This window comes from Hymenobacter sp. UYP22, assembly GCF_040547285.1.
Taxonomy (GTDB): Bacteria; Bacteroidota; Bacteroidia; order Cytophagales; family Hymenobacteraceae; genus Hymenobacter.
In genome coordinates this window covers 23,976-37,722 of sequence record NZ_JBEPPK010000020.1, presented here as the reverse complement: position 1 = coordinate 37,722, position 13,747 = coordinate 23,976, and the positions used below count along the sequence as shown (strand labels likewise).

Annotated in this window: 14 protein-coding genes; 10 read left to right on the top strand and 4 right to left on the bottom strand. The window is 61.9% G+C overall.

The window, feature by feature from the left end; genetic code table 11:
• Window positions 1-357: 357 nt before the first annotated feature.
• The 4 genes from ABIB60_RS21470 (at window position 358) to ABIB60_RS21455 (ending at window position 4,338) form a co-directional block, all read left to right on the top strand.
• On the top strand, window positions 358-1,449 hold the full coding sequence (locus ABIB60_RS21470; protein WP_354582389.1) for a replication initiation protein: 1,092 nt from the start codon (window positions 358-360) through the stop codon (window positions 1,447-1,449).
• Window positions 1,450-1,639: 190 nt separating this feature from the next.
• The gene (locus ABIB60_RS21465; protein ID WP_354582388.1) at window positions 1,640-2,527 is read left to right on the top strand and encodes a xanthine dehydrogenase family protein molybdopterin-binding subunit; all 888 of its coding nucleotides are present in this window, start codon (window positions 1,640-1,642) and stop codon (window positions 2,525-2,527) included.
• A gap of 539 nt (window positions 2,528-3,066) precedes the next feature.
• On the top strand, window positions 3,067-3,360 hold the full coding sequence (locus tag ABIB60_RS21460) for a putative quinol monooxygenase (protein ID WP_183405511.1): 294 nt from the start codon (window positions 3,067-3,069) through the stop codon (window positions 3,358-3,360).
• Between the two features lie 69 nt (window positions 3,361-3,429).
• Window positions 3,430-4,338: a helix-turn-helix domain-containing protein gene (locus ABIB60_RS21455; protein WP_242583128.1), complete on the top strand. Its 909-nt coding sequence runs from the start codon at window positions 3,430-3,432 to the stop codon at window positions 4,336-4,338.
• Between the two features lie 206 nt (window positions 4,339-4,544).
• On the opposite strand, the gene ABIB60_RS21450 is transcribed toward ABIB60_RS21455, so the two are convergent.
• Window positions 4,545-5,087: a recombinase family protein gene (locus ABIB60_RS21450; RefSeq protein ID WP_198978999.1), complete on the bottom strand. Its 543-nt coding sequence runs from the start codon at window positions 5,085-5,087 to the stop codon at window positions 4,545-4,547.
• A 138-nt stretch (window positions 5,088-5,225) separates the two neighbouring features.
• On the opposite strand from ABIB60_RS21450, the gene ABIB60_RS21445 reads away from it, so the two are divergent.
• The 6 genes from ABIB60_RS21445 (at window position 5,226) to ABIB60_RS21420 (ending at window position 12,117) form a co-directional block, all read left to right on the top strand.
• Complete coding sequence (locus ABIB60_RS21445; protein WP_022821627.1) at window positions 5,226-6,341, top strand: sensor histidine kinase; 1,116 nt, start codon at window positions 5,226-5,228, stop codon at window positions 6,339-6,341.
• The gene (locus ABIB60_RS21440; RefSeq protein ID WP_022821626.1) at window positions 6,338-7,120 is read left to right on the top strand and encodes a LytR/AlgR family response regulator transcription factor; all 783 of its coding nucleotides are present in this window, start codon (window positions 6,338-6,340) and stop codon (window positions 7,118-7,120) included. Before ABIB60_RS21445 ends, ABIB60_RS21440 begins: the two co-directional genes overlap by 4 nt.
• Window positions 7,121-7,372: 252 nt before the next feature.
• On the top strand, window positions 7,373-7,693 hold the full coding sequence (gene copM / locus ABIB60_RS21435) for a CopM family metallochaperone (RefSeq protein ID WP_354582387.1): 321 nt from the start codon (window positions 7,373-7,375) through the stop codon (window positions 7,691-7,693).
• A 96-nt stretch (window positions 7,694-7,789) separates the two neighbouring features.
• Window positions 7,790-9,196, top strand: a complete 1,407-nt coding sequence (locus tag ABIB60_RS21430; protein WP_022821624.1) for a YncE family protein — start codon at window positions 7,790-7,792, stop codon at window positions 9,194-9,196.
• Window positions 9,197-9,307: 111 nt separating this feature from the next.
• Window positions 9,308-10,537, top strand: coding sequence for a hypothetical protein (locus ABIB60_RS21425; protein ID WP_022821623.1), 1,230 nt, complete (start codon window positions 9,308-9,310; stop codon window positions 10,535-10,537).
• 107 nt (window positions 10,538-10,644) lie between these two features.
• On the top strand, window positions 10,645-12,117 hold the full coding sequence (locus ABIB60_RS21420) for a YncE family protein (RefSeq protein ID WP_022821622.1): 1,473 nt from the start codon (window positions 10,645-10,647) through the stop codon (window positions 12,115-12,117).
• A gap of 102 nt (window positions 12,118-12,219) precedes the next feature.
• On the opposite strand, the gene ABIB60_RS21415 is transcribed toward ABIB60_RS21420, so the two are convergent.
• The 3 genes from ABIB60_RS21415 to ABIB60_RS21405 all read right to left on the bottom strand — a co-directional run bounded on the left by ABIB60_RS21415 (window position 12,220) and on the right by ABIB60_RS21405 (window position 13,735).
• Window positions 12,220-12,501 carry a YidH family protein gene (locus ABIB60_RS21415; RefSeq protein ID WP_022821621.1) on the bottom strand — a complete coding sequence of 94 codons (282 nt, stop codon included), beginning with the start codon at window positions 12,499-12,501 and terminating at the stop codon, window positions 12,220-12,222.
• A gap of 9 nt (window positions 12,502-12,510) precedes the next feature.
• Window positions 12,511-13,173 (bottom strand): MBL fold metallo-hydrolase, encoded by a 663-nt coding sequence (locus tag ABIB60_RS21410; protein ID WP_022821620.1) that lies wholly within the window; start codon window positions 13,171-13,173, stop codon window positions 12,511-12,513.
• Between the two features lie 88 nt (window positions 13,174-13,261).
• A complete protein-coding gene (locus ABIB60_RS21405; protein WP_022821619.1) occupies window positions 13,262-13,735 on the bottom strand; it encodes a hypothetical protein in 474 nt (157 codons plus the stop codon).
• Window positions 13,736-13,747: the final 12 nt, after the last annotated feature.

Here is a 13,747-nt window from a genome sequence, read left to right as displayed (position 1 = left end):
GTTTTATACCCTAAATGCTTCTCGTTCTCGCGTAACAAAGTTGTAGGTTATTTTAAGAAGATGGTAAGGTAAACCCTAATAGTAACTAATAAGGAGTAAATCGAATAAACCTGCTTCTTTAAGGTAATAAACCTGCTTCTTTAAGGTGAGTCTGAGTGAATAAACCTGCTTCTTTAAGGTAATAAACCTGCTTCTTTAAGGTAATAAACCTGCGCACTTTTACACAAGCTGGTTTTTTCGCCGTATGTTTCGGCCTGATATCACTGAATGAGGCAAAAGTGTCTCTGGTGGCTGCAACCGTAACTTATCGGCTAGATGTTAGGAAACCGACTACCCCGCGTTACCCTGCCTGTTCCCATGCTGGAACTAGACCTGCAGTATGAGCCCGAAGCGCTGGCGCGGGTCAAGCAGCATTGGGCAGCCACCTTCGCCCACCAGCGCAGAATTTCCGTGTACGGCAAGCGCATTATGGCGCGGGTGATGGAGCAAATCAAGGAAGATGACTTGCAGCTGCGCGACTACTATCAACTGCGGGTTTCCTCCGTAGTCGAGGGCACCGACATTGATACGGACACGGCGTATTCCTTCCTGAAAAAAGCTATCTATGAGTTGGCCCACGTCACCTGGGAGTTCGAGAGCCTGGACGGGAGCGAGTGGTACATCCGCCACCTGCTGGATACGACCAAGGAACGGCGCGTAGGCTTCAAGGATGGCATCATTACCATCATTCTCAACCCGCAGCTCGCGCCTTACTTCGTTCAGATTGCCGGTCAGTACTCAACCTACAAGTTAGATGGCTACATGGGCCTGCATAGCTGGTACAGCATGCGGTTCTTTGAGATACTATCCGCGTTTCGGGATACCGGCTGGTGGGAAGTGTCGCTGGAGGAATACCGCCTGCTCATGGACTGCGGCCAGGAACTGGACAAGTATGGCTCCCCCAAAAAGGACCGGAAAGGCAACCCGGTCATGAAGCACGCCGACACCAACGAGTTGATTAAGAAAACGGTGCTGGGGGCACAAAAGGAGCTGGAAAGAACGCCCTGCGCCTTCGTGTACAATCCTATCCTGGAAGCCAACCGGGCGGGCCGGGGTCGAAAGAAGATAGTGGGCCTGCGCTTCGAGCTGCTGCACAAGCAGTCTACCGTTATCCCGGCCTCGTGGCTGGCCGACGAAATCTTACGCCCGGTTATCGACCGGCTGCGGGAATTCAAAGTTACCGACCGCAACATCGCGCTTTACCTCAAGGTGATGGAAGTAGTCGAAGCCCGCAAGCTGCTGCGGGAGTGGCAACTCAAGGAGAACAGCCAGAAGAAGATTGACGACAAGCAGAAGTATTGCAACGCCGTTTTCGTCCGGGTCGGCAAGCAAATCAGTGAGGAAAAGAAGAAGGATGCCCTACTGGCCCGGCAGGTGGTACAAGCTGCCCTGGGGTTTGATAAAAAGTAGCTAACTCATTCAGTTGCTTCTCCCATCTTTTGCATCATTTGGTTTCTCCGACGCTTTCGAACTGCTTTGCCATTTATGGGTGTTGTTAAACAAATAGGGTAAAACCTCCGACTCGGCCCTACGCCGGTTTGCTTGGCGGCTGCCAGGTAGCAATCAGGTCCATGTCAAACGGGGCTTCGGCCAGCAGGGGGTGGTCGGAGAAGTCGTACTCACCGCCGCCGGCCACCTGATGGTGAGCAGCGCCAGCAACGACATCGGCACCGGCACCTACACCATCATGACTCAGATTGCGGCCCAAACCCTGGGCTTGCCGCTGGAAGCCGTCACCTTCCGCCTCGGCGACACCGAACTGCCCGAAGCGCCCGTGCAGGGCGGCTCCTGGACGGCCGCCTCCGTGGGCACCGCCGTGCAGGCCGCCTGCCAGGCGCTGGGCAACAAGCTGCTCAAGCTGGCGCAGCAACTGGCCGATTCGCCGCTGCAAGGCGCCGCTTTTGAGGACGTGCAGTTTGTGGACGGGGTAATCCGGCTCAATGAGGACATCAGCCGCCGCGTTGGCATTGCCGAACTTCTCGATGCCAGCGGCGAGGAAAAAGTGGAAGCCGAAGCCACCACGGGGCCCAATATGCTCAAGCAGCAGCCCTACTCCATGCACTCACACAACGCCGTGTTCGTGGAGGTAAGAGTGGACGAGGACCTGGGCACGGTGCACGTAGCGCGCGTGGTAAACGCCGTGGCCGCCGGCCGCATCCTCAACCCCAAAACCGCCCGCAGTCAGGTGCTGGGCTCGGTGGTCTGGGGCATTGGCATGGCCCTGATGGAAGAATCCATCATGGACCACGGCTTCGGCCGCTATATGAACCACAACCTCGCCGAGTACCACATTCCCGTCATGGCCGACATTGACACCATCGATGTGGTGCTGGTCGAGGAAGAGGACGACATCGTGAATCCGCTGGGTGTCAAAGGCATCGGGGAGATTGGCTTCCTCGGCGTGGCCGCCGCCGTCGCCAACGCCGTGTTTCACGCCACCGGCAAGCGCGTGCGCGACCTGCCGGTGAGCTTGGATAAATTACTGTAACCTCTCCTCCTCAGCTGGCGTCCGCTGAGGAGGAGAGGGGATGAAGATATATTTCTGCCTCCTGCCTTCGTCATGACCGAACTCCAACGCCTGCTACTACTGGCGGCCGGCGCGGTGCATGAGTTCTTCCTAACGGCAGGAAGCTGAGATTACTTGGAGCCTTCCGCCGGCGGCCAGGCTGCGTTGCGACTCGTAGTGCAGCACCAACAGAGGGGGCCTCAGCGAGGTGCAGTGGCTGTTACAGAATTCTCAAGGCAGCTCAGCAACTACGTATAATAGTTACTGAGCATAGATGAACGGCCTGCTCATGTTCTTTTCTAGCCTGGCTCGAAGCCTCAAGCCCTTCACGTTTTGCATCGTGCCGAGTTCTGCAACAGCCACTGCACCATTCGGGGCCAGTTAAACCATGATACACGAGCTCACATACTGGTTTGAAGCGGCCATGGTCTTTTTGTCCAGCCACTAGTTGCGTCCGTCCATGTTAATCCTTTCGGAGAGGCAGCACCTTTGTTATATCAATTCACCTAACCCCCACTTCCATGAAGAATGTAGGATTGCTGGTCCGGCTCGAAGCGAAGCCCGGTAAAGAGCAGGCAGTACTCGAATTTTTGACGGGCGCTCTGCCCCTGGCTCAGCAAGAGCCGGCTACCATAACCTGGTATGCTATTCAGCTGGCGCCGGCCACCTTCGGTATCTTTGATACCTTTCCGGATGAAGCGGGCCGGCAGGCGCATCTGAACGGCCCTATTGCCGCTGCGTTGATGGCCCATGCAGCCGACTTGCTGGCCGTGCCGCCTGTCATTGAACAAGTAGCTATCTTGGCTGCCAAATAATTACCAGCCCCTAAAGCGACCTATGCCCAGGCATAGGTCGCTTTAGGGGCTGGCGGGCAGTTAGTCCGGTTGGCTAGCTGCTATTCTTCTCACGCAATGGCGATTGACTGTCTCCTGCTAACTCATCCGCACACGGGTGAATTAGCGTTTCGAAGCTACTCCTTTAGCGACGACACCCCTTTTAACTACTTGCAACGCAATAATTATTACTCCCTCATTCTGCTTACGCAGGGCAGCGGCGAGCTACGCGCCAACTTTGCCACCTACCTGTTTGCTGGCAGTACGCTGTGTTGTTTTGGCCCTTACCAACCCTACACTATCCAAGCCAGCACCGCTGTAGCGGGCCTGGTCCTGGATTTTCATGCCGACTTTTTCTGCATCTACCGGCATCAGCAGGAGGTAGCTAGCAATGGCATCTTGTTCAACACCATTTTTGAGCCGCCCTTCTTCCCGGTTACAGCAGAGGCGGTGCGTGAATTTGCGGCCCTGGCAGCTGTGATGCAAGAGGAAGTACGGCGCCAAGAGGTAGCACAACAAGAGTCCATCGTATTATATCTGAAGCTCTTTTTGCTGAAAGCTATCCGTATTCGTACTGCACAGCCCGCGTTAGGCACCGAGCAGAACCCGTCTGGCCGGGAGCCCTGGCTCCTGCAGCAACTTCAAGAGGCCATTAATACGCACTACCGCCACCTGCACACGGCCGGGGAGTATGCCGACCTGTTACGAGTTCCCGCCCGAAGCCTAACGCGCCTAGTCAAGTCCCATTATCAGAAGACGCTCAGCCAACTCATCACGGAGCGAATCATTATGGAGGCCAAACGCGAACTGTACCTAACCAGTCAATCCGTCAAGGCTATCGCCTTCGCGCTGGGCTTCGGGGATGAATACTATTTCAGCCGCTTCTTCAAGAAAAATACGGCCGTATCGCCGCAGTTTTTTCGTGAATCAGTTGGGTTCGCAAAAGCAGAAGAAAGCTAGCGCTGTTGAGCTGCCAGCGGTTGGCTGGAGAAATCGTTTTTCTCAACCAGACCGCAGGCTTTCTTCTATAGGCTGCTGGCTCCCAAAGAGACCCCATACGGCGCATAGTATATAAAAAATATAATTATATAGGTAATTTAGGTGTTTTTGAACAAATAGGGTAAAACCTCCGAGTCGTCCGGTTAGGGGGCGGCATTTTGGCTCGGTTACCGCTGCAGTTTGGCTAGGTAGTTTTTCAGGGAGAGGTACTTGCCGTACTTCAGGTGCACGTCCACGATGGTGGTGAGCGGTACGCCCAGCGCGTGCAGGTGCAGAATCCGCTCGCGGTCGGCGTCGTACATGGAGGGCTGCACCACCCCCTTGGGCTTGCCCAGCACGATGCCCTGCTCGCGCCGCGCCCGCAAGCCTTCCTTCGTGCGCTCGGAAACGAAGTCCCGCTCCAGCTCGGCCAGCATGGCGAAAATGGTGAGCAGGATTTTGTGGGTCATGTCGCGGTGATTCTGCGGGTCCAGGTCCAGGCCCTGCTTGACCAGAATCAGCCGGCACCGCTTCTGGTGAATCAACTCTTCAATCAGGCCCAGCACTTCGCGCAGCGAGCGGCCCAGCCGGGAGAGCTCGGAGACGATGACCGTATCGCCGGCAGCAACCTTGGCCTTGGTTAAAAGTTTGGTACAAAGGTTAAACAGGCTAGTGAGAATTGTCTGACTCTCGGTGGGAGGCCCGCGCCTGCTACGGCTAACCTTTTTCACAAACTTCCCGTGCGCTTAGCCCCGGCGGGGTAATCGAGCTCGCCCAATACCGGCCCGAAGGCCCATTGGCCCGCCAAAAAGGCCATTCTGAATGCCAGGACGGCGCGGTGGCGGTGGGTTTCGCTACCTTTAAAGCGCATGAGCACGACCGCAGGGCCCTTGAAAACGCCGCAGAAGACCCCGCCCCTGGTGAGCGGCGCCACCATTGCCCTGGCGTGGCTGCTGTTCAGCGGGTTCATGGTGCTGCTGATTTTCGTGCAGAACCTCTCGGCCGGTACGCCCACCGACTGGCGCGAGGCCCTGGGCGGGCGCCTGCTGCACGGCCTGATTTGGGGGCTGCTCACGCCGGTGGTGTTTGCCCTGGCGGCCCGCTTCAACCTCCTCGAGAGCCGCCACCGGCTGCGGCACCTGCTGGCCCACGCGGCGGCCAGCTACGTCCTCACGCTTGCTTACCGCCTCGTGTACGCCGCCGTGATGCACGGCAGCGGGGCCGTGCCGGGCCGGGTTTCCCTCGCCGAGGTCGTGGCCAACGCCAACAGCTGGGTGCCCATTTACTGGATGCTGCTCTGCATCGCCTACGCCGTGCAGTACCGCGAGCGGTACCGCGAAGGCCGGGTGCGGGCCGCCCAGCTCGAAACCCAGCTGGTGCAGGCCCAGCTGCAGGCCCTGAAAATGCAGCTCCAGCCGCACTTTCTCTTCAATTCCATGAACGCCGTCTCGGCCCTGATGAGCCAGGACGTGAAGGCCGCCCGGCGCATGCTGGCCCAGCTCAGCCAGTTTCTGCGGCTGGTGCTGGAAGGTACCGACGAGCAGGAAGTGACCCTGGAACAGGAGCTGCGCCTCACCCGGCTCTACTTGGAAATCGAGCAAACCCGCTTCCCTGACCGGCTGGCCGTGCGCTACAATATTGCCCCCGATACCGAAGGGGCGCTGCTGCCCGCCCTGCTACTGCAGCCAGTGGTGGAAAACGCCGTGCGCCACGGCCTGGCGCCCCGCGCCGGGGCCGGCGAGCTGGCCGTGCGGGCCGAAAAACAGGGCGACCGGCTGCTGCTGCAAGTGCAGGACAACGGCCGGGGCGCGGCCGACACCGCCGCGCGGGGCATCGGCCTGCGCAACCTGGAAAGCCGGCTGGCCACGCTCTACGGCCCGGACTATGCCCTGGCGGTGGAGTCGGCCCCGGCGTGCGGCTACTGCCTGCGCTTGTCCATCCCGTTCCGGCGGGCGGTGGCCGGCGTTACCCCAGAGCCCGCATGAGCCCCATCCGCACGCTGCTGGTCGACGACGAGCCCCTGGCGCGCAGCCTGCTGCGCGAACTGTTGGCCGATTTTCCGGCGCTGGCCGTAACGGGCGAAGCCGCCAACGGCACCGAGGCCCTCACCGCCCTGCACACCGGCGCATACGACGTCGTTTTCCTTGATGTGCAGCTGCCTGACCTTGATGGCGTGCAGGTGCTGCGGCGGCTGCAGGCGGCCGGCCAGCCGCTCCCGCTGGTGGTGTTCGTGACGGCCTACGACCAGTACGCGGTGCAGGCCTTCGCCCTGCACGCCGTCGATTACCTGCTCAAACCGCTGGACCCCGACCGGTTTGCCGACTGCGTGGGCCGGCTGCCGCCGCAGTTGCTGCTGCGCCAAAGCCCGGCCCCCGGCCCCGCGCTGGCGGCCCTGCTGCACAGCTGGACCGCCCCGCCTGTGCCCGACTATCAGGACCAGTTTCTGGTGAAGCTGCCCGAGCGCAGCTTCTTCGTGCCGGCCGCCGAGGTGTGCTACTTCGAAGCCACCGGCAACGGCGTGCTGCTGCACGCGGCCGGCAGGCACTACCCGCTGCGCACGGCCCTGGGCCAGCTGGCCGAGCGGCTCGACCCGGCCGTGTTCCTGCGCATTCACCGCTCGTGCATCGTCAACCCGGCCCACATCGTGGATTTTAAGCATTGGTCGCACGGCGAGTACCTGTTTCGCATGGCCAACGGGCAGCACGTCACCTCCTCGCGCAGCTACAGCGCCGGGGTGCAGCAGCTGCTCAAGCGCTTCGCCTGAGCCGGGCCGGGCCGCAAAAGGCCGGTTCACCCCGGAATAGGTCCAGTTGGCCCGTGTCGGGCGTTCATCTTCTGGAGTTGCCCGTTAGCGCACCAGCCCCCCGCTCATGAGGTGGCAACGGCGCACGACATGACCAAACCCTTCCTCTTTTTACTAGCACTCACCTTCATCGGAGCCCTGACAGCCCACGCCCAACATAACCCGGCGGGCACGAAACCGATGCCGGGCATGGCCGGGATGGCCGGCATGCACATGAACCACGGCATGGCCGCCCCGGGCACCCCGGTCGCCGCCTTCCAGCACGGCATGGATTCGGTGATGGTGGTGATGGACGAGGGCATGCGCCGCATGACCGGCGCCAACCCCAACGACATCGACGCCAGCTTCGCGGCCATGATGCTGCCCCACCACCAGGGTGCCGTGGACATGGCCCGCCTGCAACTGCTATACGGCAAAGACCCGGCCCTGCGCCGCCTCGCCCAAAGCATCATCGCCGAGCAGCAGGTCGAGATTCAGCAGATGGCCGCCTGGCTGAAGCAGCATCCGGTGGCGAGCCAGAGTTCTGGCAAATAGCGCCCAATCAATCAGAACCGTCATGCTTCGACTACGGCTGCGCTCCTGGCTTGATGCGCCACATGCTCAGCATGACGTTCTTTTCCCCAATCCCAAATGAAATTTCCCCTTCTCCCCGGCCTGCTGCTTATTACCAGCGCCGCTGCGGCCCAGGCCGTGAGCCACCGCGACCGGGTGTACACCGCCGACCAGATTTCCAACACCGTTTCGGTCATCGACCCCGCCGACAACCAGCTGCTGGGCCAGATTGTGCTGGGCAAGCCGCAGCCCGATTTGCTGTCGGCGCTCTACAAAGGGCAGGCGCTGGTGCACGGCCTGGGCGCTTCGCCCGACCACAAATTGCTGGCCGTGGTGTCGGTGGGCTCCAATAACGTCACTTTCATCGAGACGGCTACGAATGCCATCCGGGGCAGCGTGTACGTGGGCCGCGCCCCGCACGAAGCTACGTTCCGGCCCGACGGCAAGGAGGCCTGGATAACGGTGCGCGGCGAGGACTACCTCTCCGTCATCGACGTGGCCACGCTGCGCGAAACCCGCCGCGTGCCCGTGCCCAACGGCCCCGGCCAGATTGCCTTCAGCCCCGACGGCCAGCGCGCCTTCGTGTGTTCCAGCTTTTCGCCCGAGCTGGCGGTGGTGGACGTGGCCACCTACAAAGTCATCAAAAAGGTCCCCGTGGTGAGCCCCTTCTCGCCCAATATCTTCCCTACCCGGGACGGCCAGCAAATCTGGTTCACGCACAAGGACGTGGGCAAGGTGTCGGTGCTGGATACCAAGACGCTCACCATCAGCGGCGTGCTGACGACCGGCCCCATCTCCAACCACGTGGCCACGGTGGACGTGGCCGCCGGCAAGCTGGCCTACGTGACGGTGGGCGGCGAGGACGTGGTGAAGGTGTACAGCCGCGCCCCCGGCTTCCGGCAGCTGGCCACCATTCCGGTGGGGGCGCTGCCGCACGGCATCTGGCCCTCGGGCGATGGCAGCCGGGTGTACGTGGGCCTGGAAAACGGCGACTCGGCCGTGGCCATCAGCACCGCGAGCAATAAAGTGCTGGCCAAAATAAAAGTCGGGCAGGCCCCGATGGCCCTGATGTACGTGCCCAACGCCGTGCCGGCCGGCGCGGCCGGCGCCACCGGCCTGGGCCGGCAGCTGGTGGACCAGCCCGCCATCGTCCGCACCCTGAAGCCGCCCACGCCCGGCCCCGCCACCGGCACCATGACGCTGCGCTCGGAAGGGCTGGTGGATTTGGCCACTTTCGCCCTGCGCGGCCTGACGCCCAACACCGACTACGACATCTTCCTGACCAGCGGCACCAAGGCACCCTACCCCCGTGACTACGCCCTGACCACCGTGCGCACCGACGCCAAAGGCGGGGCCATGGGCCAGGCGCTAGGGCCGGTGCAGCGCATCGCGGGCGGGGATTTGAATACATCCGGCAAAACGTTTTCGCGGGTAATCGTGGCGCCCAAAGCCGCTGACAGCGAACCCGTTTTGGTGGCCGAATAGTCCGCCTTTGGACGCCCACCCAAAGGCCATTCATGGCCGCCGGGACAACCATTCCTGCTGCAATGCCGAGCTAATCTAAACTGAATTCACTTGTAACCACAACCCTACAACATGCAATCCATTTTCAATCAACACACTGGCATCAGCTCGCGGGCGCAGTCGCTCAAGCGGTTTCTGCTGCCGGTGGCGGCGTGTGCGCTGCTGCTCGGCGGCTGCAAGAAGGACAACGAAGCCATCGGCGACACCAGCGCGCCACCGGTGCTCAACATCGTCTCGCCGGTGGAGGGCGCGACCATCATGCTCGGCGGGCGGCAGGGCAACGCCACCACGGCCGACTACAACGGCACGGGCTTCGCCATCAACCTGGAAATCGTGACCAAGGACACGGTCACCATCCCCACCAAGGAAAGCCTCAACATCCGCAACACTGCCGCCCTAGGCCAGCCCAACGTGAACCTGCCCGGCTTCGCGGCCAGCCTCGACGTGGACCTGATTAAGCCCGACGGCGGCACCATCCCGAAGGGTACCAACCTGGCCTCGCTCTTCAACATCGCCGGCACCGACGACACGCCCGGCCCCGGCGTGACTACCTGGGTGAGCTGGCACGTGCTGGAGTCGGTGGCGGCCGGTACTACCAGCTGCACGCTGACTACTTCGGTAACGGACCGCGCTGGCCGCAAGGTCACCGCCACCCGCTTGCTGAAAGTAGGCCCCGGACCCAACGGGGCCTTCAGCGGTGAGGCCCTGACGCCCGCCCCCAAACTCATCACCTACGGCACGGTGGACAACCCCGACGGCCCCACGGTGACCATGATTGCCCCGCGCACGCCCAGCAGCGTCAGCCCCGGCATCCAGACGGCGGGCGTGCTGCCGGCCCCGCCCACCAGCGGCGCGCTGTTTTTCATCCAGGTGTCGGCGCTCGATAAGTCGCGCAACGGCATCAACGTGGCCGAAAACGGGGACGGTGCCTTTGGCAAGCCCGCCGCTGACCGCGGCACGATTGAAGACAAGACGCAATCCAACGCCGGCGTGAACCGCTACGTGCCGGGCCTGAAAGTCACCTTCGACGTGCCCCTGCTCCAGCCCAACGGCAACGTGATTCCGGCCGGCGGCAACCTAGCCCCGGTCTTCAACACGGCCGGCAGCGAGCTGGACCCGAGCGGCTTCGTGCGCACCACCTTCGGCTGGAGCGTGGGAGGCACCCTGCAGCTGGGCGGCAAAACCAGCGTCACCATCAAAGCCGCCGTAACCGACGCGGCGGGCAAAACCGGCAGCACCACGCAAGTCGTGCAAATCAGCCCCGTGGCCAACGGCCAGCTGCTGACCCCGGCCCCGCGCTAAGGCACTGAATTTTAGGCCGTAGCCCCGCAACGGTCCGAAGGCTGGCTCGTTTCACGACGAGCCAGCCTTCGTTTTTTAGCGTCCCTTCCACTCCATTTTATTCTTCCATGCGCATTACTAACTTCTCCACTTTGGTCCTTGCGGCCACCCTGCTGCTCGGGGCTTGCTCGAAAAATAACGATGAGGACGCCCAGCCCGACATGGTAGTGCCGGCCGACCCCGGCCCTCAAGCGCCCAGCGCCAGCGACCGGGTGTACACGTCCGACCAGTCGTCGAACACGGTGTCGGTGCATGACCCGAACACCAACCGGCTGCTGGGCGTGATTCGCCTGGGTAAAGGGCGGCCCCAGTTCCTGAGCCCGCTCTACGACCGGGAAACCAACGTGCACGGCATGGGCGTCTCGCCCGACGGCAAGACGCTGGGCGTCATTGCTACCCTTACCAACGCGGTGGTGTTCATCGACCTGGCCACCAACGCCATTAAGAACACCGTGTATGTGGACCGTAATCCCCACGAGGGCTTTTTCACGCCCGACGGCAAGCAGTTTTGGGTGACGGTACGCGGGGCCGACTACGTAACGGTGATTGACGTGGAGAAAATGCAGGCCGTGAAAAACATCAAGACTGCGCCGGGCCCCGGCATGGTGGTGTTCCGGCCTGACGGCAAGGTGGCCTTCGTGGACCACTCCTTCACGGCCGAGCTGGATGTGGTGGATGTGAAAACCCGCGAAGTAATAGCGCGCGTACCGGTGGTGAGCAAGTTTTCCCCTAACCTGGCCGTAACGGCCGACGGCCAGCAGGTATGGCTTACGCACAAGGACGTGGGCAAGGTGACGGTGGTGAATGCCCAGACCTACGCCGTGGAGGGCGTGATTGACACCGGCCCTGGCACCAACCACGTGAACCTGGCCGGCCCCGGCGGTGGCACCCGCTTCAGCGGCGCGGCGGCCGGCGACTTCGCCTACGTAACCGTGGGCGGCGAAAACGCGGTGAAGGTATACACCCGCCAACGCCAGTTGGTGGCCACCATTCCGGTGGGCCCCAATCCGCACGGCGTGTGGCCCAATGGCGACGGCAGCAAGGTGTACGTAGGCCTGGAATACGGTGACGCGCTGGTGAGCATCGATACCAAAACCAATACCAAGCTGAGCGAAACTCCCAGTGGCCAAGACCCGAACGCCATCATTTACGTGGTGAAGGCCGGCGGTGGCAGTCCCGGCACCGGCAACCTGGAAGCCTTTGTGCCAGTCGCGCCCGTTAACCTGCGCCTGGTACCCGTCGGTACGCAGCCGGTACCCGGGGTAGGCGGCGTGGCCGTTATCCGGCCGGTAGAAGACGTGGACGAGTTGATTCTGGCTCTCAAGCGGCTGGCCCCGAACACGAACTACACCTTATACTTATCGGACAATAAAACCGCGCTGGTGGCCCCGGAGCCGGTTATCGCCTTCAAAACCGATGCCGAGGGCGCGGTCGAAGTCAACGCCTACTACCAGATTCGGCTGCGGCTGGCGGGGCGCTTTGCCGTGGTGGTGCTCGGCGACAAGAACCCGGCCGGCGCGGTCACGCTCACGCAGCCGTAAGCCGGCTGCTGACCAAAAAGGCCCCTGGTGCATGACGCATCAGGGGCCTTTTTTATGGGTGCAAACGCTTTTGCCTCGGGTAGCACCGGGGGTGTTTGTTGCTCAACTACCGCCGCCAGCCGGGAGCTGGCAGGTCGCCAGCTCCCGGCGGTGCGCCCGAAAGCGCAGCAGCCCTACCGCCAGCACCAATCCCGCCACGGCCAGCGCGGAGTACCCCAACCGGCCGCCCCGCTCGGGGTGAAATTGAAGGAGCGCCAACCCGAAGCCCACCAGTGCCAGGCTGGTGCGCACGTAGGTGAGCAAGGTCCGCTCATTGGCCAGCCGGGTCCGTTGCAGGGCCAGCCGGTCCGACAGGGTGAGGGGGTTGGTGGGGGTAAGCGGCATGGGGGTGGGCTACGTGAGGGTAATGGCCGCGCCCGGTTCGGCCAGCCGGTGAAACGTGATGCCGTGCTTCTCAAAGTACGGCCCGTAGTTCTCGTAGCGCTGCTGCACGAAGAAGGGCTTGATGTAGCCGTCGTGCACTGGCAGAATCTGCTGCGGTCGCATTTTCAGGGCGAAATCGGCCACCACGAGCTCCGTGAGAAAAGGCGCGGTGATGGGCAGAATGAGCAGCTCCACGCCCGCGAAGGGGAGCAGATTATGGGCAAAAGAGTCGGCCGGGTTCAGCACCTTGCCATTCACCAGCCAGGCTGTCATCTGTGGCAAGGGGCTGTCGAGAATGGCCTCGTGCTGCACCGGCAGGGCGTGCAGCTGAAACGCGCCCAACTCCAGGGGGCCTTCCTCGTGGATTTGCACGGCCAGGCCGTGCTTTTTCAATTCGGCCGCCACTTCACGATTGGAAATGATGACGGCCTGGTGCAGGGCCACGATTTTCTTTAGCGCCACCACATCAAGGTGGTCGGGGTGGTCGTGGGTAATGAGGACGACCGAGACGTCCTTAAAAACCTCCGGTTGCACCAGGCCTTCGTTGAAGGAAAACTTGCCGGGGTCGAAGAGAATTTGTTGGCCATCCAGCTCAAACAGCAGGCAGGAATGGATGTACTTGGTGATTTTCATGACCAGACTTAAATAGTGGGGCAGGACGGAAATGCGCGCCGAGAAGAGCGGAAATTTAACTAGCAAACGCTTACGGAAACCAGCGCTGCTAGACCCCTGCCGCCTCCTGCTGCTGGCGCAGGTACGCATACAGCCCGCCCAGCACCAGCCCGAACACCGCGTTGGCAACAAAAAAGTACGCCATGCCGCCGGCCGTCAGCACGTGCCCGCCCGCCAAGCCCTGCCCCAGCAGCGGCAGCACCACGAAGCCGTTGAGGACCCAGGGCAGCAGCGAAAACAGGCCGCCTTTTACCCAGCCATTGTCCGGCAGCCGGGGTTCGAACACCAGCACGTACAGCCCCACCATGCCCAGCCCCGTGAGGTAATGAAACAGCAGCTTGAAGCCCTCGGGCAGCCCCCCGGCCGGCAACACCGGCGTGGTATGCAGCAGTACAAGCTTGAGCAGGCCACCGCTTTCGGCGTTGACGGCCATCAGCGGGGCCGCTTTCAGCCCCAGAGTATTGGCGGTGATGGCGACCACGCCGGCCAGCAGGCCCAGGTACAGGCGGGGGTGTTTTTTCATGGGAGGGAGCAG